13 protein-coding genes are annotated in these 15,504 nt (G+C 38.4%); 10 read left to right on the forward strand and 3 right to left on the reverse strand.

The features are described 5' to 3' along the window. The first annotated feature begins 293 nt into the window (after window positions 1-293). The 4 genes from PCNPT3_RS02205 to PCNPT3_RS02220 are packed head-to-tail and all read left to right on the forward strand — an operon-like array spanning window position 294 to window position 5,664. The gene (locus PCNPT3_RS02205) at window positions 294-878 is read left to right on the forward strand and encodes a prepilin-type N-terminal cleavage/methylation domain-containing protein (protein ID WP_015464239.1); all 585 of its coding nucleotides are present in this window, start codon (window positions 294-296) and stop codon (window positions 876-878) included. Continuing rightward, a complete protein-coding gene (locus tag PCNPT3_RS02210; protein WP_015464240.1) occupies window positions 878-1,840 on the forward strand; it encodes a PilW family protein in 963 nt (320 codons plus the stop codon). The genes PCNPT3_RS02205 and PCNPT3_RS02210 overlap by 1 nt, the downstream gene beginning before the upstream one ends. Beyond that, window positions 1,840-2,304: a pilus assembly PilX family protein gene (locus PCNPT3_RS02215; protein ID WP_015464241.1), complete on the forward strand. Its 465-nt coding sequence runs from the start codon at window positions 1,840-1,842 to the stop codon at window positions 2,302-2,304. The genes PCNPT3_RS02210 and PCNPT3_RS02215 overlap by 1 nt, the downstream gene beginning before the upstream one ends. 9 nt (window positions 2,305-2,313) lie before the next feature. Continuing rightward, window positions 2,314-5,664, forward strand: a complete 3,351-nt coding sequence (locus PCNPT3_RS02220; protein ID WP_015464242.1) for a PilC/PilY family type IV pilus protein — start codon at window positions 2,314-2,316, stop codon at window positions 5,662-5,664. A 621-nt stretch (window positions 5,665-6,285) separates the two neighbouring features. Here the strand turns inward: PCNPT3_RS02220 and PCNPT3_RS02225 are convergent. Further along, window positions 6,286-6,801 (reverse strand): GspH/FimT family pseudopilin, encoded by a 516-nt coding sequence (locus PCNPT3_RS02225; RefSeq protein ID WP_015464243.1) that lies wholly within the window; start codon window positions 6,799-6,801, stop codon window positions 6,286-6,288. A 328-nt stretch (window positions 6,802-7,129) separates the two neighbouring features. Here PCNPT3_RS02225 and PCNPT3_RS02230 point away from each other — a divergent pair, with 328 nt between their 5' ends. The 3 genes from PCNPT3_RS02230 to PCNPT3_RS02240 all read left to right on the forward strand — a co-directional run bounded on the left by PCNPT3_RS02230 (window position 7,130) and on the right by PCNPT3_RS02240 (window position 8,353). Beyond that, a complete protein-coding gene (locus PCNPT3_RS02230; protein ID WP_041771242.1) occupies window positions 7,130-7,537 on the forward strand; it encodes a type IV pilin protein in 408 nt (135 codons plus the stop codon). Window positions 7,538-7,574: 37 nt separating this feature from the next. Continuing rightward, the gene (locus PCNPT3_RS02235; protein ID WP_015464245.1) at window positions 7,575-7,889 is read left to right on the forward strand and encodes a TapY2 family type IVa secretion system protein; all 315 of its coding nucleotides are present in this window, start codon (window positions 7,575-7,577) and stop codon (window positions 7,887-7,889) included. 125 nt (window positions 7,890-8,014) lie between these two features. Then, window positions 8,015-8,353: a P-II family nitrogen regulator gene (locus PCNPT3_RS02240; RefSeq protein WP_015464246.1), complete on the forward strand. Its 339-nt coding sequence runs from the start codon at window positions 8,015-8,017 to the stop codon at window positions 8,351-8,353. 88 nt (window positions 8,354-8,441) lie between these two features. Here PCNPT3_RS02240 and PCNPT3_RS02245 read toward each other — a convergent pair whose 3' ends face one another. Further along, the gene (locus PCNPT3_RS02245; protein WP_041771243.1) at window positions 8,442-9,203 is read right to left on the reverse strand and encodes an outer membrane protein assembly factor BamD; all 762 of its coding nucleotides are present in this window, start codon (window positions 9,201-9,203) and stop codon (window positions 8,442-8,444) included. A 172-nt stretch (window positions 9,204-9,375) separates the two neighbouring features. On the opposite strand from PCNPT3_RS02245, the gene rluD reads away from it, so the two are divergent. From rluD to clpB, 3 genes are all read left to right on the forward strand, one after another. After that, a complete protein-coding gene (gene rluD, locus PCNPT3_RS02250) occupies window positions 9,376-10,344 on the forward strand; it encodes a 23S rRNA pseudouridine(1911/1915/1917) synthase RluD (RefSeq protein ID WP_015464248.1) in 969 nt (322 codons plus the stop codon). Window positions 10,345-10,386: 42 nt separating this feature from the next. Continuing rightward, window positions 10,387-11,142, forward strand: coding sequence for a peptidoglycan editing factor PgeF (gene pgeF / locus PCNPT3_RS02255; protein ID WP_015464249.1), 756 nt, complete (start codon window positions 10,387-10,389; stop codon window positions 11,140-11,142). Between the two features lie 134 nt (window positions 11,143-11,276). After that, on the forward strand, window positions 11,277-13,841 hold the full coding sequence (gene clpB / locus PCNPT3_RS02260) for an ATP-dependent chaperone ClpB (RefSeq protein WP_015464250.1): 2,565 nt from the start codon (window positions 11,277-11,279) through the stop codon (window positions 13,839-13,841). A gap of 66 nt (window positions 13,842-13,907) precedes the next feature. Here clpB and PCNPT3_RS02265 read toward each other — a convergent pair whose 3' ends face one another. Beyond that, on the reverse strand, window positions 13,908-15,500 hold the full coding sequence (locus PCNPT3_RS02265; RefSeq protein WP_015464251.1) for an ABC-F family ATPase: 1,593 nt from the start codon (window positions 15,498-15,500) through the stop codon (window positions 13,908-13,910). Window positions 15,501-15,504: the final 4 nt, after the last annotated feature.

Here is a 15,504-nt window from a genome sequence, read left to right on the forward strand (position 1 = left end):
TATAATATTTCCTTTCATATATTCCGCATAAAAAACATTCAACATTTACAGCCACCTTAAGGTACTAAACCCACAGCATCTTTGGAGTAAAATGGATTTATATTATTACAATCATAGTGTTTTTGATATTTACTTAACAATAATCAAGCTATATCTTTTTTTTTGTGATCAGTGTATGGTCACTTATTGTTCGTCTTGTTGATGTATGCTAGCTAATGCTGTGCGTTTTTTCATATACACGAATTATAAATGTCACTTTGTTTTTGATGAAATAATGATGCTAGGTAGGGCAAATGAAAGTAAAAGGATTTAGTCTGATTGAGGTAATGGTAAGTAGCTTTATTGTTGCTATTGCATTATTGGGGTTAGCCAGTATGCAGTCAGTTGCGCTCAAAACAGTGGGTACAACGCAGCAAATAAGCTTAGCGAATTCATTATTGGTTGATATTACCGAGCGTATGCAACTCAACCATGTCTGGTTAATAAAAAATGCAAAGGGTTACGATACCTTAAGCCTGCAAAAAGAAACATTAAAAAAACCGGGTTGTGTTGATGACAAAGGTCAATATTCGCAGTGTAGTGGTGAAAACATACGTGATAATGATCTTCTTGAATGGCGCAGTAAAATGCTCCTTGCTGATTTAAACAAACAAAAAGATAAATCAATCAAACAAACCCAGCAAGGATTAGTCAACGCAGAAGGTTGTATTGAAACGGATGCAAAAGGTATTATCACCGTTGTATTATCATGGTCAGCTAATACGGAAGGTGTGGATGCTGCTAAAGGTTCTGCCAATGCGAGTTTGAATAAAAGATGTGGGAACGCAGGTAAGCGTCGGCAACAAGTGAGTATTAAATACTTTGTAGGTATCAGATAATGAATAAACGTTATTTACACGGTTTTACCATACTCGAATTGATGATTGCGATGTTTTTAGGATTATTTTTGATGGGCGCTATCTTTAAGGTCTTTCAATTTAGCAATAATATCACCTCAGAAACGCTGCGTGCTAATGAGCAAGTAGAAAATGGCGACTTTGCTTTACAAATATTATCTCAAGATCTGCAACGTAGTTATTTTTTTGCCGAAGCGCCCGGTGGCGATAGTAAATTATGGGTAGATATCCCTAGCATAGACGCCGCAAAAGATTGTATCGATAATGATGGCTTAGGCTCTTTCCCCTCCGCCACTGGATTCCGCCCATTATGGGCATCACGCGTACCTAATAATAATACTGATTTTATTATGTCATGCTTAGCGAATAATGATGCCAGTATCGCACTTGTTCCTGGTAATGATTATATTTCAATTAAACGTGTACGTGGCTTACGCGAAAGCGATGATTATGATGAACTTCGTTACTATCTTAATATAGATATATCCCACCTTAAAGTCTCTCTAGGAAAAGTCACTCCGCCAGGTAGTGACCATTGGCAATATATTCACCATGTCTATTACATAGACAAACAAGCCGGTGTGTCTCGATTACGCCGAATATCATTACAAAAAGATGAAATGAACCGAGATGCGATCATTGCTGAAGGTGTAGAGCACATGCGTATTATGTTTTTACTCGATGCGAGGCAAACGGTTGATCGAGACCGCTCTGTACATTCGATTGTAAGCAGTAAGGATGTGAGTGCATGGGACTGGGGAAGTGGACGGGTGATAGGTGTTAAAATTTTCTTATTAGTACGTGCTAGCGATGAAACACTCAATTATACCAATACAGATAGTTATCAATTGGGTGATACCAAGTTAGATGCGTTTAAAGATGCTTATAAAAGAAAAGTATTCTCACGTATTTTAATGTTTGTTAACCAAAGTAGGGGCTCATAATGCATAAGCAACGTGGCATTGTTCTTTTTATTGTCATCATGACATTGCCTTTATTAATGATTTTAGGTTTTATGGTGATGCAAAATACGTCTAGTGGACTGAAAATGGCAGATGCGAGAGGATCTTTAGATACGTCGAATATGACATTACTGGCTGCCAGTTCTGAAATTTTAGCCTATAAAGATTCAGGCACCACAACAGATGTAACCATATTACAACATTTAATTTTAAAAAAAGGATCCGATCCACAATCGTTGATATTATTTCCTGATGTCAAAGCTAAAATATTTAAAATAAGTGAGCCTATTCCTTGTAAGCGTAGTAAAAATGCGTTTGATAATGGCCGTTTTAAATGTCGTTATCTCAGTGTACAACTAACACATGATTTTGGACGCCAAATCAATGGAAAGAAATGGGGCAGCAATATGCTAGAAGTCGGCATTGAGCAAAAAATTAAACATTAAGGAGTTTTTATGTCATCTATATTTAAGTATTTTAGTTTGTTCGTCATACTTTTCTCGCCCCTCATACAAGCTGATGATACAGAAATGTTTTTTTCTGATATGTCAGGCACCAACAATATCCGTCCACAGGTCCTGATCATTTTTGATAATTCAGGAAGTATGTTAACAAGCGTTAAAGTACCCGAGGAAAAATTTTCCGCGGATAGAGAGTACACTAAAGAAAAAAAGATATATTGGTCGACATCGGGAGATTCGAACTTAAATCCATATCGACATTTACAGGCAGGTAGTCAGAATCATTGCCAATCTTCACTTACCCCTTTAAAAAAATTCGGGCAGTATACGGACAATGTGAGAGTTGCAATAGTAAGAGGAAATAAGTATTCGTGGGCACCATTAGCCTGGGTTTATCAAACCGAAATTTATGATTGCAAAGCGGATCAAGATGATAAAAACAATACGGAATACCCTATCAATAATAAAAAATCTCCGTATATGAAAAAAAACAAAAAAAACAAAAAAAACAAAAAAATATTTACTTCTCCTGACGCAGTAACATTATATACCGCTAATTATTATTATTGGTATATGAATAAAAGGGCATCTAATAACACGAGAAGCAGAGTCGATATAGCGAAAGAAGTGATAACTACATTGATCAGTAGTACGCCCTCAGTGGACTTTGGTCTGTCAATTTTTAATTCAAAAGGATCTGGCGGGCGTATCATTCATCGCGTAAAAGAAAGGGATAAACCTGAAAAAGAACAATTGGTAGCATCGATAAATAATTTAAAAATAGAATCTAGTACTAATACCCCATTATTAGAGACTGTGTTTGAAAGTTATCTATATTATGCAGGCCTAAATGTTAAATCAGGGAAAACGGCTAAAGGATCGGAACCTATACGAGATATGAAAGCAGAGGATGCTGGGGTTTACACTTCACCTTTTAAAACATGCCAAGAAAAATCTTACTTAGTATTAATGACTGATGGTGATCCTTCATCCCCTTATGCCTTACAAAAAGAAATTGGCTCCTTAATAAAAAGGGATAACCCTAACTCTAATTTGAAGGGGATTGCAAATAGCTATATGCCAGTGTTGACACAATGGATGTTTAATAATGATATCAACCCCAAGTTAGCAGAAGAGCAAAATATTACCACTTACACAATTGGTTTTGGTGATATTACTTCTGATACAGACGCGACCGATTTACTCAAAAAAACAGCTGAATTAGGCGGAGGAAAATATTTCCCTGCCAGTAATGCCTCTGCATTACAAAAAGCCTTTAAAAAGATGATCATCTCTATTTTAAATGAAACGGGCAGTTTATCGTCTCCTGCGATAGGCAGTGACAGTTTTGACTCTACGCGTAACTTAAATACACTTTATTATTCTTCTTTTTTACCGAGTAAAAATAGCCTTTGGATAGGTAATATAAAAAAATTAAAAATCAATTCTGAAGGGATGATCGTAGATCGTAACAAAAAGACAGCGATCAATAAAACCGGTAATATTAAAAACCATGCCTCTACTTTTTGGGGAGGTAACAAAGATGGTAATAATGTAGAAAAAGGCGGCATTGTGGCTATGTTTGAAGCCATGCAAGCGGATCAACGTCATATATACAGCAATATAGGGACTAACGGTACACTGCTTGCTCCCTCGATAGCAACATTGAAAACTTATTATGCTGCCAATACAGATAAAAAATTAGGACTACCCCAAGAGAGCGAGCTAATACCTACCTTAAAATGGTTATTAGGTGAGACGAAAGATGCCAATAATAAAGGCCTGCGAAAAAATATATTTGCAGATCCTTTGCATTCAAAACCATTAGTGATCCCTTATGTAGAAAATGGTAAGCAAGTGGTGCGCTTTTTAGTGGGTAATAATTCTGGGTTTGTGCATTTATTTACTGATGAAGGCAATACAGTAAAAGAGAATTGGGCTTTCATACCCGCTGAATTGTTATCGTATGCGATGCAATTAAAAACCAAAGGAAGTAGCGAAGAGCATAATTACGGTATGGATTTATCGCCAATGCTGATAAAAACATACGACTCTAAAAAGAAATTAGATAAAATGATCGCAGTATTAGGTATGCGCCGAGGCGGTAGTAGTTATTATGCCTTAGATGTAAGTAATGCGAATAATCCTAAATTCTTATGGAAAATAACCCCTCAAAGTCGAGGTTTTTCAGAGTTAGGGGAAACGTGGTCTATCCCGCAGTCGGGGGAAATTGCTTATAAAAAAGACGGTAAAACAACAATTATTCCGGCTCTCTTTTTTGGAGGCGGTTACGATCCACAAAAAGATACTTGCCAACGCACCAAAGATAATAGCTGTGAAGATTCACAAGGGCGCGCTATTTATATTGTAAACGCGTTAACGGGTAAGTTAATCAAATCTTTTGAAGAAGATCTTTGTGTCGCCGATCCGGCGAAGAACCAATCATGTATGGCGCATTCTTTTGCCTCGAAAGTGAGTATTTTAGACAGTGATGAAGATGGTTATATTGATCGTATATATGCCGCCGATACCGGTGGTAATGTGTGGCGAATGGATCTTAAAGGTAGCCTACCAAATCTCTGGTCATCTTTTAAATTTGCACAATTAGCGGATAATAATGTACTTGATGATCGACGCTTTTTTAACGCGCCTGTTATTGTGCGTAGCTATAAAGATATGACGCACTCAACAATATCTCCGACACAGTTGGCTTACGATGGTCTGCTTATTGGCTCAGGGGACAGAACATCACCCTCGACCAAAGTAACGACGCAAGATAGATTTTATTTTTTGCAAGATTTTAATGTGTTACCACTCATGTTTGAACCTAAGCAAAAACGACCGGCTCCCATAGAAAATAAAAATTTGTATGATTTAGACTTAAGCGTTACGAAGAAAAGTAACACTAACTTAAATCATCTTAATTTAGAAAATTCACCAGGCTGGAAATATAATTTTAATATTGTTGGCGAAAAAGCATTAGGGCGAGGTACTTTATTAGACGGTAATGTGTACTTCACTAGCTATGTACCGAGTGCGTTATCAACCATCACTTGTGGTGTCAGTAACTTGGGTGAAGGTTGGCTATATTCTGTGAATATTCATACGGGATTAAATCACTTTAAAACGCTTAAAAAAGGCATCGGTTCACGCATACCGGATGATTTAGTTATTTACTCGGGTATAAATGATAAAGGTGAGCGAGTGATCAATCTCTTAGGTGTAGGCAGTGGGGATAAGCTCATAAGTTCATCAGGTGGTGGAAAAACGTCTTATAGTGGTACATTACGTGCGTCTACCTACAAGATGTACAACAAAATATATAGTTTTTTTGCTGAGCCGTAGACTAAAAACCTGTCAAATAGGGTTACTTATAAACGCTTCATTAATCATAAATAGGCTCTGAAATATGCTTTAGCTGATTTATGCGTACGAGGGTATTACTTTTTAGTGATATCCTCGCTTTTGTTTTATTAAAAGATAGCTTATCAAATTTGTCTATTGTGACAAAAAAACAGATAAAAGAGCATTGTATCGATGCCCGCTAACGCACGCTTATCGTTAGCATCGAAGACATAATAGTATATTAACAAAGGGCTAAGCAGGACGCTTAAAGAGTTTCGATGCATATGCTTTGAGTATTTCCTGACGTTTAATGGATTTCTATACAGGAGTAGGGTCTGTCCAGTATTGTCTGACGTTTAAGGGATTTCTATACAGGAGTAGGTCTGTCCGGTATCGTCTGACGTTTAAGGGATTTCTATACAGGAGTCGAGGTCTGTCCGGTATTGTCTGACGTTTAAGGGGTTTCTATACAGGAGTAGAGGTCTGTCCGGTATTGTCTGACGTCTAAGGGGTTTCTATACAGGAGTCGAGGTCTGTCCGGTATTGTCTGACGTCTAAGGAGTTTCTATACAGGAGTAGATCAGGCCTATTTATAGGTTGCGATAAACAGGCCCATCCGTATTACTTTGTGATGCATTTTGTCATGTCATCGACGTGCTCAGTCTTACTTTTTCCATTGAAAGATAGTTTAATGCGCATATGCATGTCAGCGCTACAATAATGAAAAATGGGCGTACTAGGTAAGTTGGTGACTGCGCCTTGAGGTGTAAAAGTGATACCGTCAGTGGGGAATATCAATGTATCTTTCGCGTGTATTTTTTGACCTTTTTTAAGGAGCATATCCTCAGTATCTAATATTTTATTTTTATTTTTATCAATAAAAATATCAATACCATTTCCCCATATTTTTGTACAGTTATTGGTTGCAGATAAAGGGCATATCGTAATATTTTGTAGGGTATTGATAGATTGGTTTCGTGCATAAGTCAGTAACATGGTCAGGTTGTTCGCCCCTGCCTTTACTCTACTTTTTTGTGTTAATGAGCTCATACTTGGAACGGCGATCATAAAAAGAACCGCAATAATAGCGAATACGATCAAAGACTCTATTAGGGTAAAACCTTTTTGTAAGGACATGATCAATAATACCTGAGGGAAAGGATAGATAGAATACCGTGCTTTTAAGCATATACAAGTACTTAGGCAAGGTAAATTGTATTAACAGTCTATTTTTTTCTAAATTGTGCGTGATATTTTTTTGGTTCTGCATTTATCTTTCCGTCTTTCTTTAGGGGGGGGGGGGGTTGGTTTGTATTGTTATTGATTATTTATTGTGATTTTAGGGCGGGGTGCTTTAAAGTAGTGGGCATCATTGTGATTGCTTTTGATAAATGACCTTGAGCGGTGCAGTTGTAGAACGATATATTTGTTAGAATTTATTTATTAATCGAGTAGATAAGGAAGTATGATGAAAAAAAATGGATTTACACTGATTGAGTTATTGATCACGATGGCAATTATTGGCGTGTTAGCCTCTATCGCTTACCCTAGTTATAGTAGTTATATGCTTAGATCAAAACGTGTTGAGGCGCAAACAATGTTAATTAAACTGGTTAATATGCAAGAGTTACATTACATTTCTCAGCATGTTTATGCGACAGATTTAAAGGACTTAAATTTTAAGACCAATCCGTTTACTGAAAATCGGTATTATTCGATTGAGAGCACCTCAACCACACCTGCAGAAGGTTTTACGTTAACGGCCACTGCCATTAACGCGCAAGCAAAAGATAAAGAATGTGCCACCTTAAGTATCAACCAATATCAGCTAAAGAGTGCAACGGGCACCGCGACGGATAAATGTTGGAAATAAAAGCGTATTTAAGTTGCTATAAGGAAGGGGAAAAAGGATGAGAATTAAAAAAATATTGTTCGGGTTATTTATTTTATTGCTAAGTACGTATTCTTTTGCAGAGCCGAAGCCGAGAGAGACGCTTAAGTATAAATGTTATGTACAATTAGAAGATCAAAGTAAAGTGATTCGTGAATTTAATAGTGTTATAAGATCTTCTCCTGTGTTGGCAAAAAGCTTACTTGGAGAAAAAGTGTATTTTTCGGATGGTGTTAGCAGTTCAAACGTTATACATGTTATGGAATGTGTGCTTCCGAAACATAACTTTATAGGTCAAGAGGCCTTCTCTGTTTCTAAAAAAACGAAATTCTAAGGTGATATATTGTATTGGGATAGGATGCTTATCGCATCAAAGTGTAAAATATCTTGCCCCGCTAACGTCTTAACGTATGATGCGAAAAGGCATAATATTTTATAACCTTGATTAAAGAGATCGTGATGAAAAAAATAGAAGCTATCATTAAGCCATTTAAAATGGACGATGTACGAGAAGCACTGGCAGATATTGATATTACGGGGATGACTGTCTCCGAGGTGAAAGGTTTTGGCCGTCAAAAAGGACACACTGAACTATACCGTGGTGCAGAATATATGGTCGATTTTTTACCGAAAGTTAAAATTGAACTTGTGGTAAAAAAAGAAGACGTGGAGCGTTGCATTGAGGTCATAATGCAAACCGCACAGACGGGTAAAATCGGTGATGGAAAAATATTTGTTATGCCAGTTGAACGTGTTATTCGTATTCGCACCGGTGAGGAAGATGCTGAGGCTGTTTAGTTAAAGGCTTTATTATTCTGAAACATGTGAAGTGTTAATGATTTAAAGAACCGGTGTTATGAGATAACACCGGTTTTTTTATCGCTATTTATTTAAGTAGACGATTTTTTGGATAATTCATTTTTAAAATTGCCAACGCATTCGTTTTTGGGGTAACTAAATTTAGGCGTTCATAGCCTTTTATCATCAGTACTAAGGCATCTTCAATGCTGTCGCTATCTGGATAATTATTTAAAATTATTTTAGTCCGATTAATACTGGCGATATAAGCTTCGCGCTTAAAGTACCATTTTGCAATACTGAGTTCGTAACGTGCTAAGCGCGATTTTATGTCTATAAGGTGCAACTGAGCATCGGCGGCATATTGACTCTTAGGATAAAACTTCACCAGTTGAGAGAAATCTTTGAATGCTTGTAGTGCATGGCTTGGATCGCGGTCAAAGCGTTCTATATTAAAGAGACTTTGGAAGAATTCTTGATCTGCTGCAATTTGAGTGAGGCCTCGCATATAGTATAAATAATCAAGATCGGGATGTGTCGGGTTTAAACGCATAAATCGGTCAATATTGGCGAGTGCTAATGCACTTTCATCACGTTTATAATAGCTATAGATAAGATCTAATTGAACTTGATCTGAATGCGGACCAAAAGGGTATCGACTGTCTAATGCTTCGAGTATTTCACTGGCCTTTTCATAGTTAGCCGCTTGTAACTGTGCTTTGGCATCTTGGTATAAAACACTCGGTGGCTTATCTTCAACTTTAGGTTTTTCGGTTTTTGAGGACGAGCAACTACTGATAAATAAAACAATCAATACGGAAGTGCTTATTAGTCTGAGGATCTTTTTCATAAGTGTTATAATGCCTATAACTGAATAAATAATACTAAGTAAATCGCACAGTATCTTCTATCAACTTGCAAAAGAAAAGTTAAAAAAGAGAAAAGTGCCAAGATCTTTGATTAAATCGTATAAATAAATTTACTAGACGCAATATGCGCAGAGAAAGAGAAGAGAATAAAATATGAGTCAACCGTTACATTTAACTGCAGAAGTTACCATTTTGCAACTGGGATTTCGTTTAGATAAAGCACTGGCTGCATTATTTCCTGATTATTCTCGTACGCGCATTAAAGAATGGATCTTAGATGATCTTGTTAAAATTGATGATGTTACCGTCAATCGCCCTCGTGAAAAAGTATACACTGGCCAGCAAGTAGAAGTGAATGCAACGTTAGAAGACGAAGTGGTTTTCCATCCGCAAAATATTCCTTTAGACATTATTTTTGAAGATGAGCATATTTTGGTTATCAATAAACCTGCAGGTTTAGTGGTACACCCTGGTGCGGGTAATCCAGACGGTACGGTATTAAATGCATTGCTGCATCATTATCCTGAGATTGTCGAAGTGCCACGTGCCGGTATTGTGCATCGTCTCGATAAAGACACGACAGGACTCATGGTCATTGCTAAAACAGTGCCAGCGCAAACGCATTTAGTGACGAGCTTACAAGCACGTGAAATTACGCGTGAATATGATGCGATAGCAATGGGTTGCTTTACGGCAGGCGGGCGCGTTGAAGCGCCGATTGGCCGTGATAAGGCTAACCGAGTTAAAATGGCCGTAGCGACAGTAGGTGGTAAACATGCGGTGACGCATTACCGAGTTGCTGAAAAGTATCGCGCGCACACACGTTTACGTTTACGTTTAGAGACGGGGCGTACGCACCAAATCCGTGTGCATATGTCACATATTGGTCATGTATTAGCGGGAGATCCTGTCTATGGTGGTCGTCCTCGTCCACCTAAAGGTGCGAGTGAGTCGTTAACGACGACATTACGTGCATTTAAGCGTCAAGCGTTGCATGCAATCATGCTACGTTTAGAGCATCCTATCACCGGTGAAATAATGGAATGGCATGCACCTGTACCAGACGATATGAAAGAACTGGCCGCTGTGTTACGTGCTGATGCTATCTTTTATGAGCAATAGAATGTGCTAAGAACCCCTATTTAGTAAGGGTAAAGGAGTCTTATGTTAAAGTTAATAGAGCCAAATTGGTCTGCTCCTAAGCATATTAAATGTTATTCTACGACCCGCCTTGGCGGGGTTAGTTCAGGTGTATATCAAGGTTTAAATTTAGGCTCTCATGTGAGCGATCACATAAGCTTAGTGTTAAAAAACCGTCAAAATTTACAGGCGCATCTACAATTAGATGCGCCTTTTTGTTGGTTAAAACAAACGCACAGCACGATTTTATTAAACCTGACAGCAGGCAACGCGCAAGAAGCAGAAACAGAAGCTGATGCCGTATGGACTCAGTTACAACAGCAAGTGTGTGTAGTTATGACGGCGGATTGTCTACCCATAATGATCACAGATAAACAAGGCTCTTTTGTTTGTGCTATTCATGCAGGATGGCGTGGTTTATGCGACGCTATCATTGAAAAAACGATTGCTCATATATGTTTACAACTCTGCATTCAAAGTCGCGATCTTTTAGTTTGGCTTGGTCCGTGTATTGGTCCGAGCACTTTTGAAGTCGGCTCTGATGTCCGCAACGCATTTATGCGCCATGATCAACAGTCGGCAGTGGCTTTTACGGCGCAAGGCGATAAATATCTTGCTGATTTACATGCGTTAGCGCGTTTGCGAATACAAGAATTTAATGTCGCAGAAATTACTAATAGCGATCATTGCACATATAGTGATCCCTCACTTTTTTATTCATATCGCCGAGATGGTGTCTGTGGACGTATGGCGACACTGATTTATATTGATGAGGCTTGAAGCCCCTGACCTTTGATTATTCAATGCACTTATCCTTTTTTTAAAAACAAATGCGACTTAGCGCTAAATCTTTTTGTTTCAACCTTGAAATAAACATGATCTGACCGCATCTTAGAACTATATAGGAGGCTATTATGCGTTTAGATAAACTCACCAGTAAATTTCAATTAGCAATCTCAGATGCTCAATCATTAGCATTAGGTCATGATCATCAATATATCGAAGGCATTCATTTAATGCGCGTATTATTGGATCAAGAAGGGGGTGCTATTCGTCAAATATTAGACGATTTAGAGGTGAATATTAATGTATTTCGCTCTCACCTTTCAAGTGCGCTAGATCGAATTCCACGAGTCTCCGGCATTGGGGGAGATATTGTACTCTCTGCTGAGCTGGGCATATTATTTAATCTTTGTGATAAATACACTCAAAAAAACAAAGAAAAGTTACTCTCCTCTGAATATTTCTTACTGGCAGCTTGTGAAGATAAAGGCGTGCTGGGTGAGATTTTAAAACAACTGACAATCAGCAAAGCTAAAGTGCTAAAGTCGATTAAAAGAATGCGCACTGAGCAGCAAGGTGATGATGCGCAGCAAGGCCAAGCGTTGGCTAAATTTACAATAGATCTCACTGAGCGCGCTGAGCTTGGAAAATTAGATCCTGTTATTGGACGCGATGATGAAGTGCGTCGTATGATCCAAGTCTTACAGCGCCGTACTAAAAATAATCCCGTTATCATAGGTGAGCCGGGCGTGGGTAAAACTGCGCTTGTAGAGGGGCTTGCGCAGCGAATTGTTAATGGTGAAGTGCCTGATGGACTTAAAAACAAACGCGTTTTATCGTTAGATATGGGCGCTTTGATTGCGGGCGCTAAATATCGGGGTGAATTTGAAGAGCGTTTAAAAGATGTTCTTAACGAGCTGGCTAAAAAAGAAGGCCAAGTGATCCTCTTTATTGATGAATTACATACTATGGTCGGTGCTGGCAAAGGTGAAGGTGCTATGGATGCGGGCAATATGTTAAAACCTGCACTGGCGCGTGGTGAATTGCATTGTGTCGGGGCAACAACATTAGATGAATATCGTAAATATATCGAAAAAGATGCGGCATTAGAGAGACGTTTTCAAAAAATACAAGTGGATGAGCCTAACGTTCAAGACAGTATTGCTATTTTACGAGGCCTTAAAGAGCGCTATGAATTACACCATAAAGTAGAAATTACTGATCCTGCTATTGTGGCTGCTGTGACGTTATCACATCGTTATATTGCAGATAGAAGGCTACCTGATAAAGCGATTGATTTAATTGATGAGGCAGCGTCGAGTATTCGTTTACAACTGGACTCAAAACCTGAATGTTTAGATAAATTGGGACGTAAAATCATTCAATTAACAGTAGAGCAAAAATCACTTCAAGATGACACAGATCCTGCCAGCATTGAGCGTTTAAAAGATTTAGAAAAATCATTACGCCAAAAAGGTAAAGAATATAAAGTACTTGATGAAGTATGGAAAACAGAAAAAGCAGCCCTTTCCGGGACTCAAAACATAAAAAAAGAACTTGAGCAAAGGCGTTTAGATCTTGAGGTTGCAACGCGCGCGAGTGATCTTTCTCGTATGTCTGAATTGCAATATGGGAAAATACCGGCGCTTGAAAAGCAATTAGATCTCGCCACTCAAGCTGAAATGACTGACATGACGCTACTCAAGCATTGTGTAACAGAGCATGAAATTGCTGAAATTTTGGCGCATTGGACAGGGATCCCCGTTGATAAAATGCTCCAAGGTGAGCGTGAAAAATTACTTAAAATGGAAAAACATCTACACACGCGTGTGGTGGGGCAAAATGAGGCGATTAACGCCATTGCTAATGCTATTCGGCGTAGTCGAGCCGGGCTTAGCGACCCAGATAAACCTATCGGCTCCTTTTTATTCTTAGGCCCAACAGGCGTGGGTAAAACAGAATCCTGTAAAGCCTTAGCGCATTTTTTATTCGATAGTGAAGACAATATGGTCCGTATCGATATGTCTGAATTTATGGAAAAACACTCTGTTTCTCGATTAGTCGGAGCGCCTCCGGGTTATGTCGGTTATGAAGAAGGAGGGTATTTAACCGAAGCTGTGCGTCGTAAACCGTATTCAGTGATCTTACTCGATGAAATAGAAAAAGCGCACCCAGATGTTTTTAATATCTTACTACAAGTTTTAGATGACGGACGTTTAACGGATGGCCAAGGTCGTACGGTTGATTTTCGCAATGCGGTGATCATTATGACCTCTAATATTGGCTCTGATATTATTCAGGATTCTTTTGACGAGTCGAGTTATAAAGATATTAAACAACGTTTATTAGGTGTGTTACGTGAGAAATTTAAACCTGAATTTTTAAATCGAATAGATGAAACGGTGGTCTTTCATCCGCTTGGGCGTCAGCACCTAAAATCGATAGCGATCATTCAATTACATAAACTCCAAGCTCGCCTTAAAGCGCGTCATTATTTTCTTACTTTCAGTGAAGGTAGTGTTGATTTTATGGTGGAAGCTGGATTTGATCCTGTTTATGGAGCACGTCCATTAAAACGAGCGATCCAACAACTATTAGAAGATCCTTTGGCCCATAAAATACTCTCAGAAACATTAAAAGAGGGGCAAAATATAAAAGTAGATGTACGTAATGGTGCTCTTATTTTTAAACAATAAGAAGTGGCGTAAGAAAAAGACATAAAAAAAAGGGCGTAAGCCCTTTTTTTATGAGAGAGGAAGAATTTAAACTTCGACGCCCTGACTTGCTAAGTATTCTGCATAAGTACCATGGAAATCAATCACTTCTTTTTCTTTGATTTCAATAATACGTGTTGCAAGAGAGGATACGAATTCACGATCGTGACTCACAAAAAGTAATGTGCCATCATAATTTTCAAGTGCTAAGTTAAGTGACTCAATAGATTCCATATCTAAGTGATTGGTCGGCTCATCCATTAATAAAATATTGGCTTTATCCATCATCAGTTTACCAAAGAGCATACGTCCTTGTTCACCACCAGATATAATTTTAACGGATTTTCCAATATCATTTGAACCAAAGAGTAGGCGACCTAGCGTGCCACGTACCGATTGTTCATCATCACCAGGTTGCATCCATTGTGCCATCCATTCCATTAGCGTTTTATCTTCTGCAAAGGCATAAGAATGATCTTGCGCGTAGTAACCTAGATTCGCATTTTCAGACCACTTAAACGTACCTGAATCGGCTTCAATTTGGCCCATTAATGTGCGTAACAGAGTGGTTTTACCCACACCATTTTGACCAATAATGGCAATACGTTCGCCGACTTCAACCATTAGGTTCATGTTTTGGAATAAAGGTTTGTCAAAGTTTTTGCTGACGCCTATCATCTCTAAGGCATTACGGAATAATTTTTTCTCTTGCTTGAAAACGATATAAGGATTAACACGACTTGATGCTTTTACTTCTTCAAGTTGGATCTTATCCATTTGTTTAGCACGAGATGTTGCTTGTTTTGCTTTTGATGCATTTGCAGAGAAGCGACTTACAAAGTCTTGTAATTCTGAAAGTTGTGCTTTTTTCTTTGCATTTTGAGAAAGTAAGCGTTCACGTGTCGCGGTCGCAGCCGTCATATATTCATCATAATTACCAGAATATAAACGCAACTCACCGTAATCTATATCCGCCATGTGTGTACATACTGAATTTAAGAAATGGCGATCATGCGAGATAATGACCATTGTACATTGGCGCGCATTTAATTCGGCTTCAAGCCAGCGAATGGTATCGATGTCCAAGTTATTGGTTGGCTCATCAAGTAACATGATATCTGGGTTTGAGAACAATACTTGTGCAAGTAGCACTCGAAGTTTCCAACCAGGGGCAACGCCTGACATTAAACCTTGATGTAGTTCAAGGGGAATGCCTACGCTTAATAGGATCTCTCCAGCGCGAGAATCGGCTGTATAACCATCCATTTCAGCAAATTCATTTTCAAGATCGGCTACTTTCATGCCATCTTCTTCGCTCATTTCAGGTAGAGAATAAATACGGTTACGTTCGTTCATAACAGTCCACATTTCTTTATGGCCCATTAGAACGGTATCAACAACGCTAAATTCTTCAAAAGCAAATTGATCTTGGTGTAATTTTGCAATGCGCTCATTCGGATCTTTATTTACATTACCTGCACTCGGCTCAAGATCACCGGTTAAGATCTTCATAAAGGTAGATTTACCACAGCCATTGGCGCCGATCAAACCGTAACGGTTACCTGTACCAAATTTAACTGAGATATTTTCAAAAAGTGGTTTTGCACCAAATTGCATGGTGATATTGTTTGTACTAAGCAAGGCA

It is taken from the genome of Psychromonas sp. CNPT3, assembly GCF_000153405.2.
Lineage (GTDB): Bacteria > Pseudomonadota > Gammaproteobacteria > Enterobacterales > Psychromonadaceae > Psychromonas.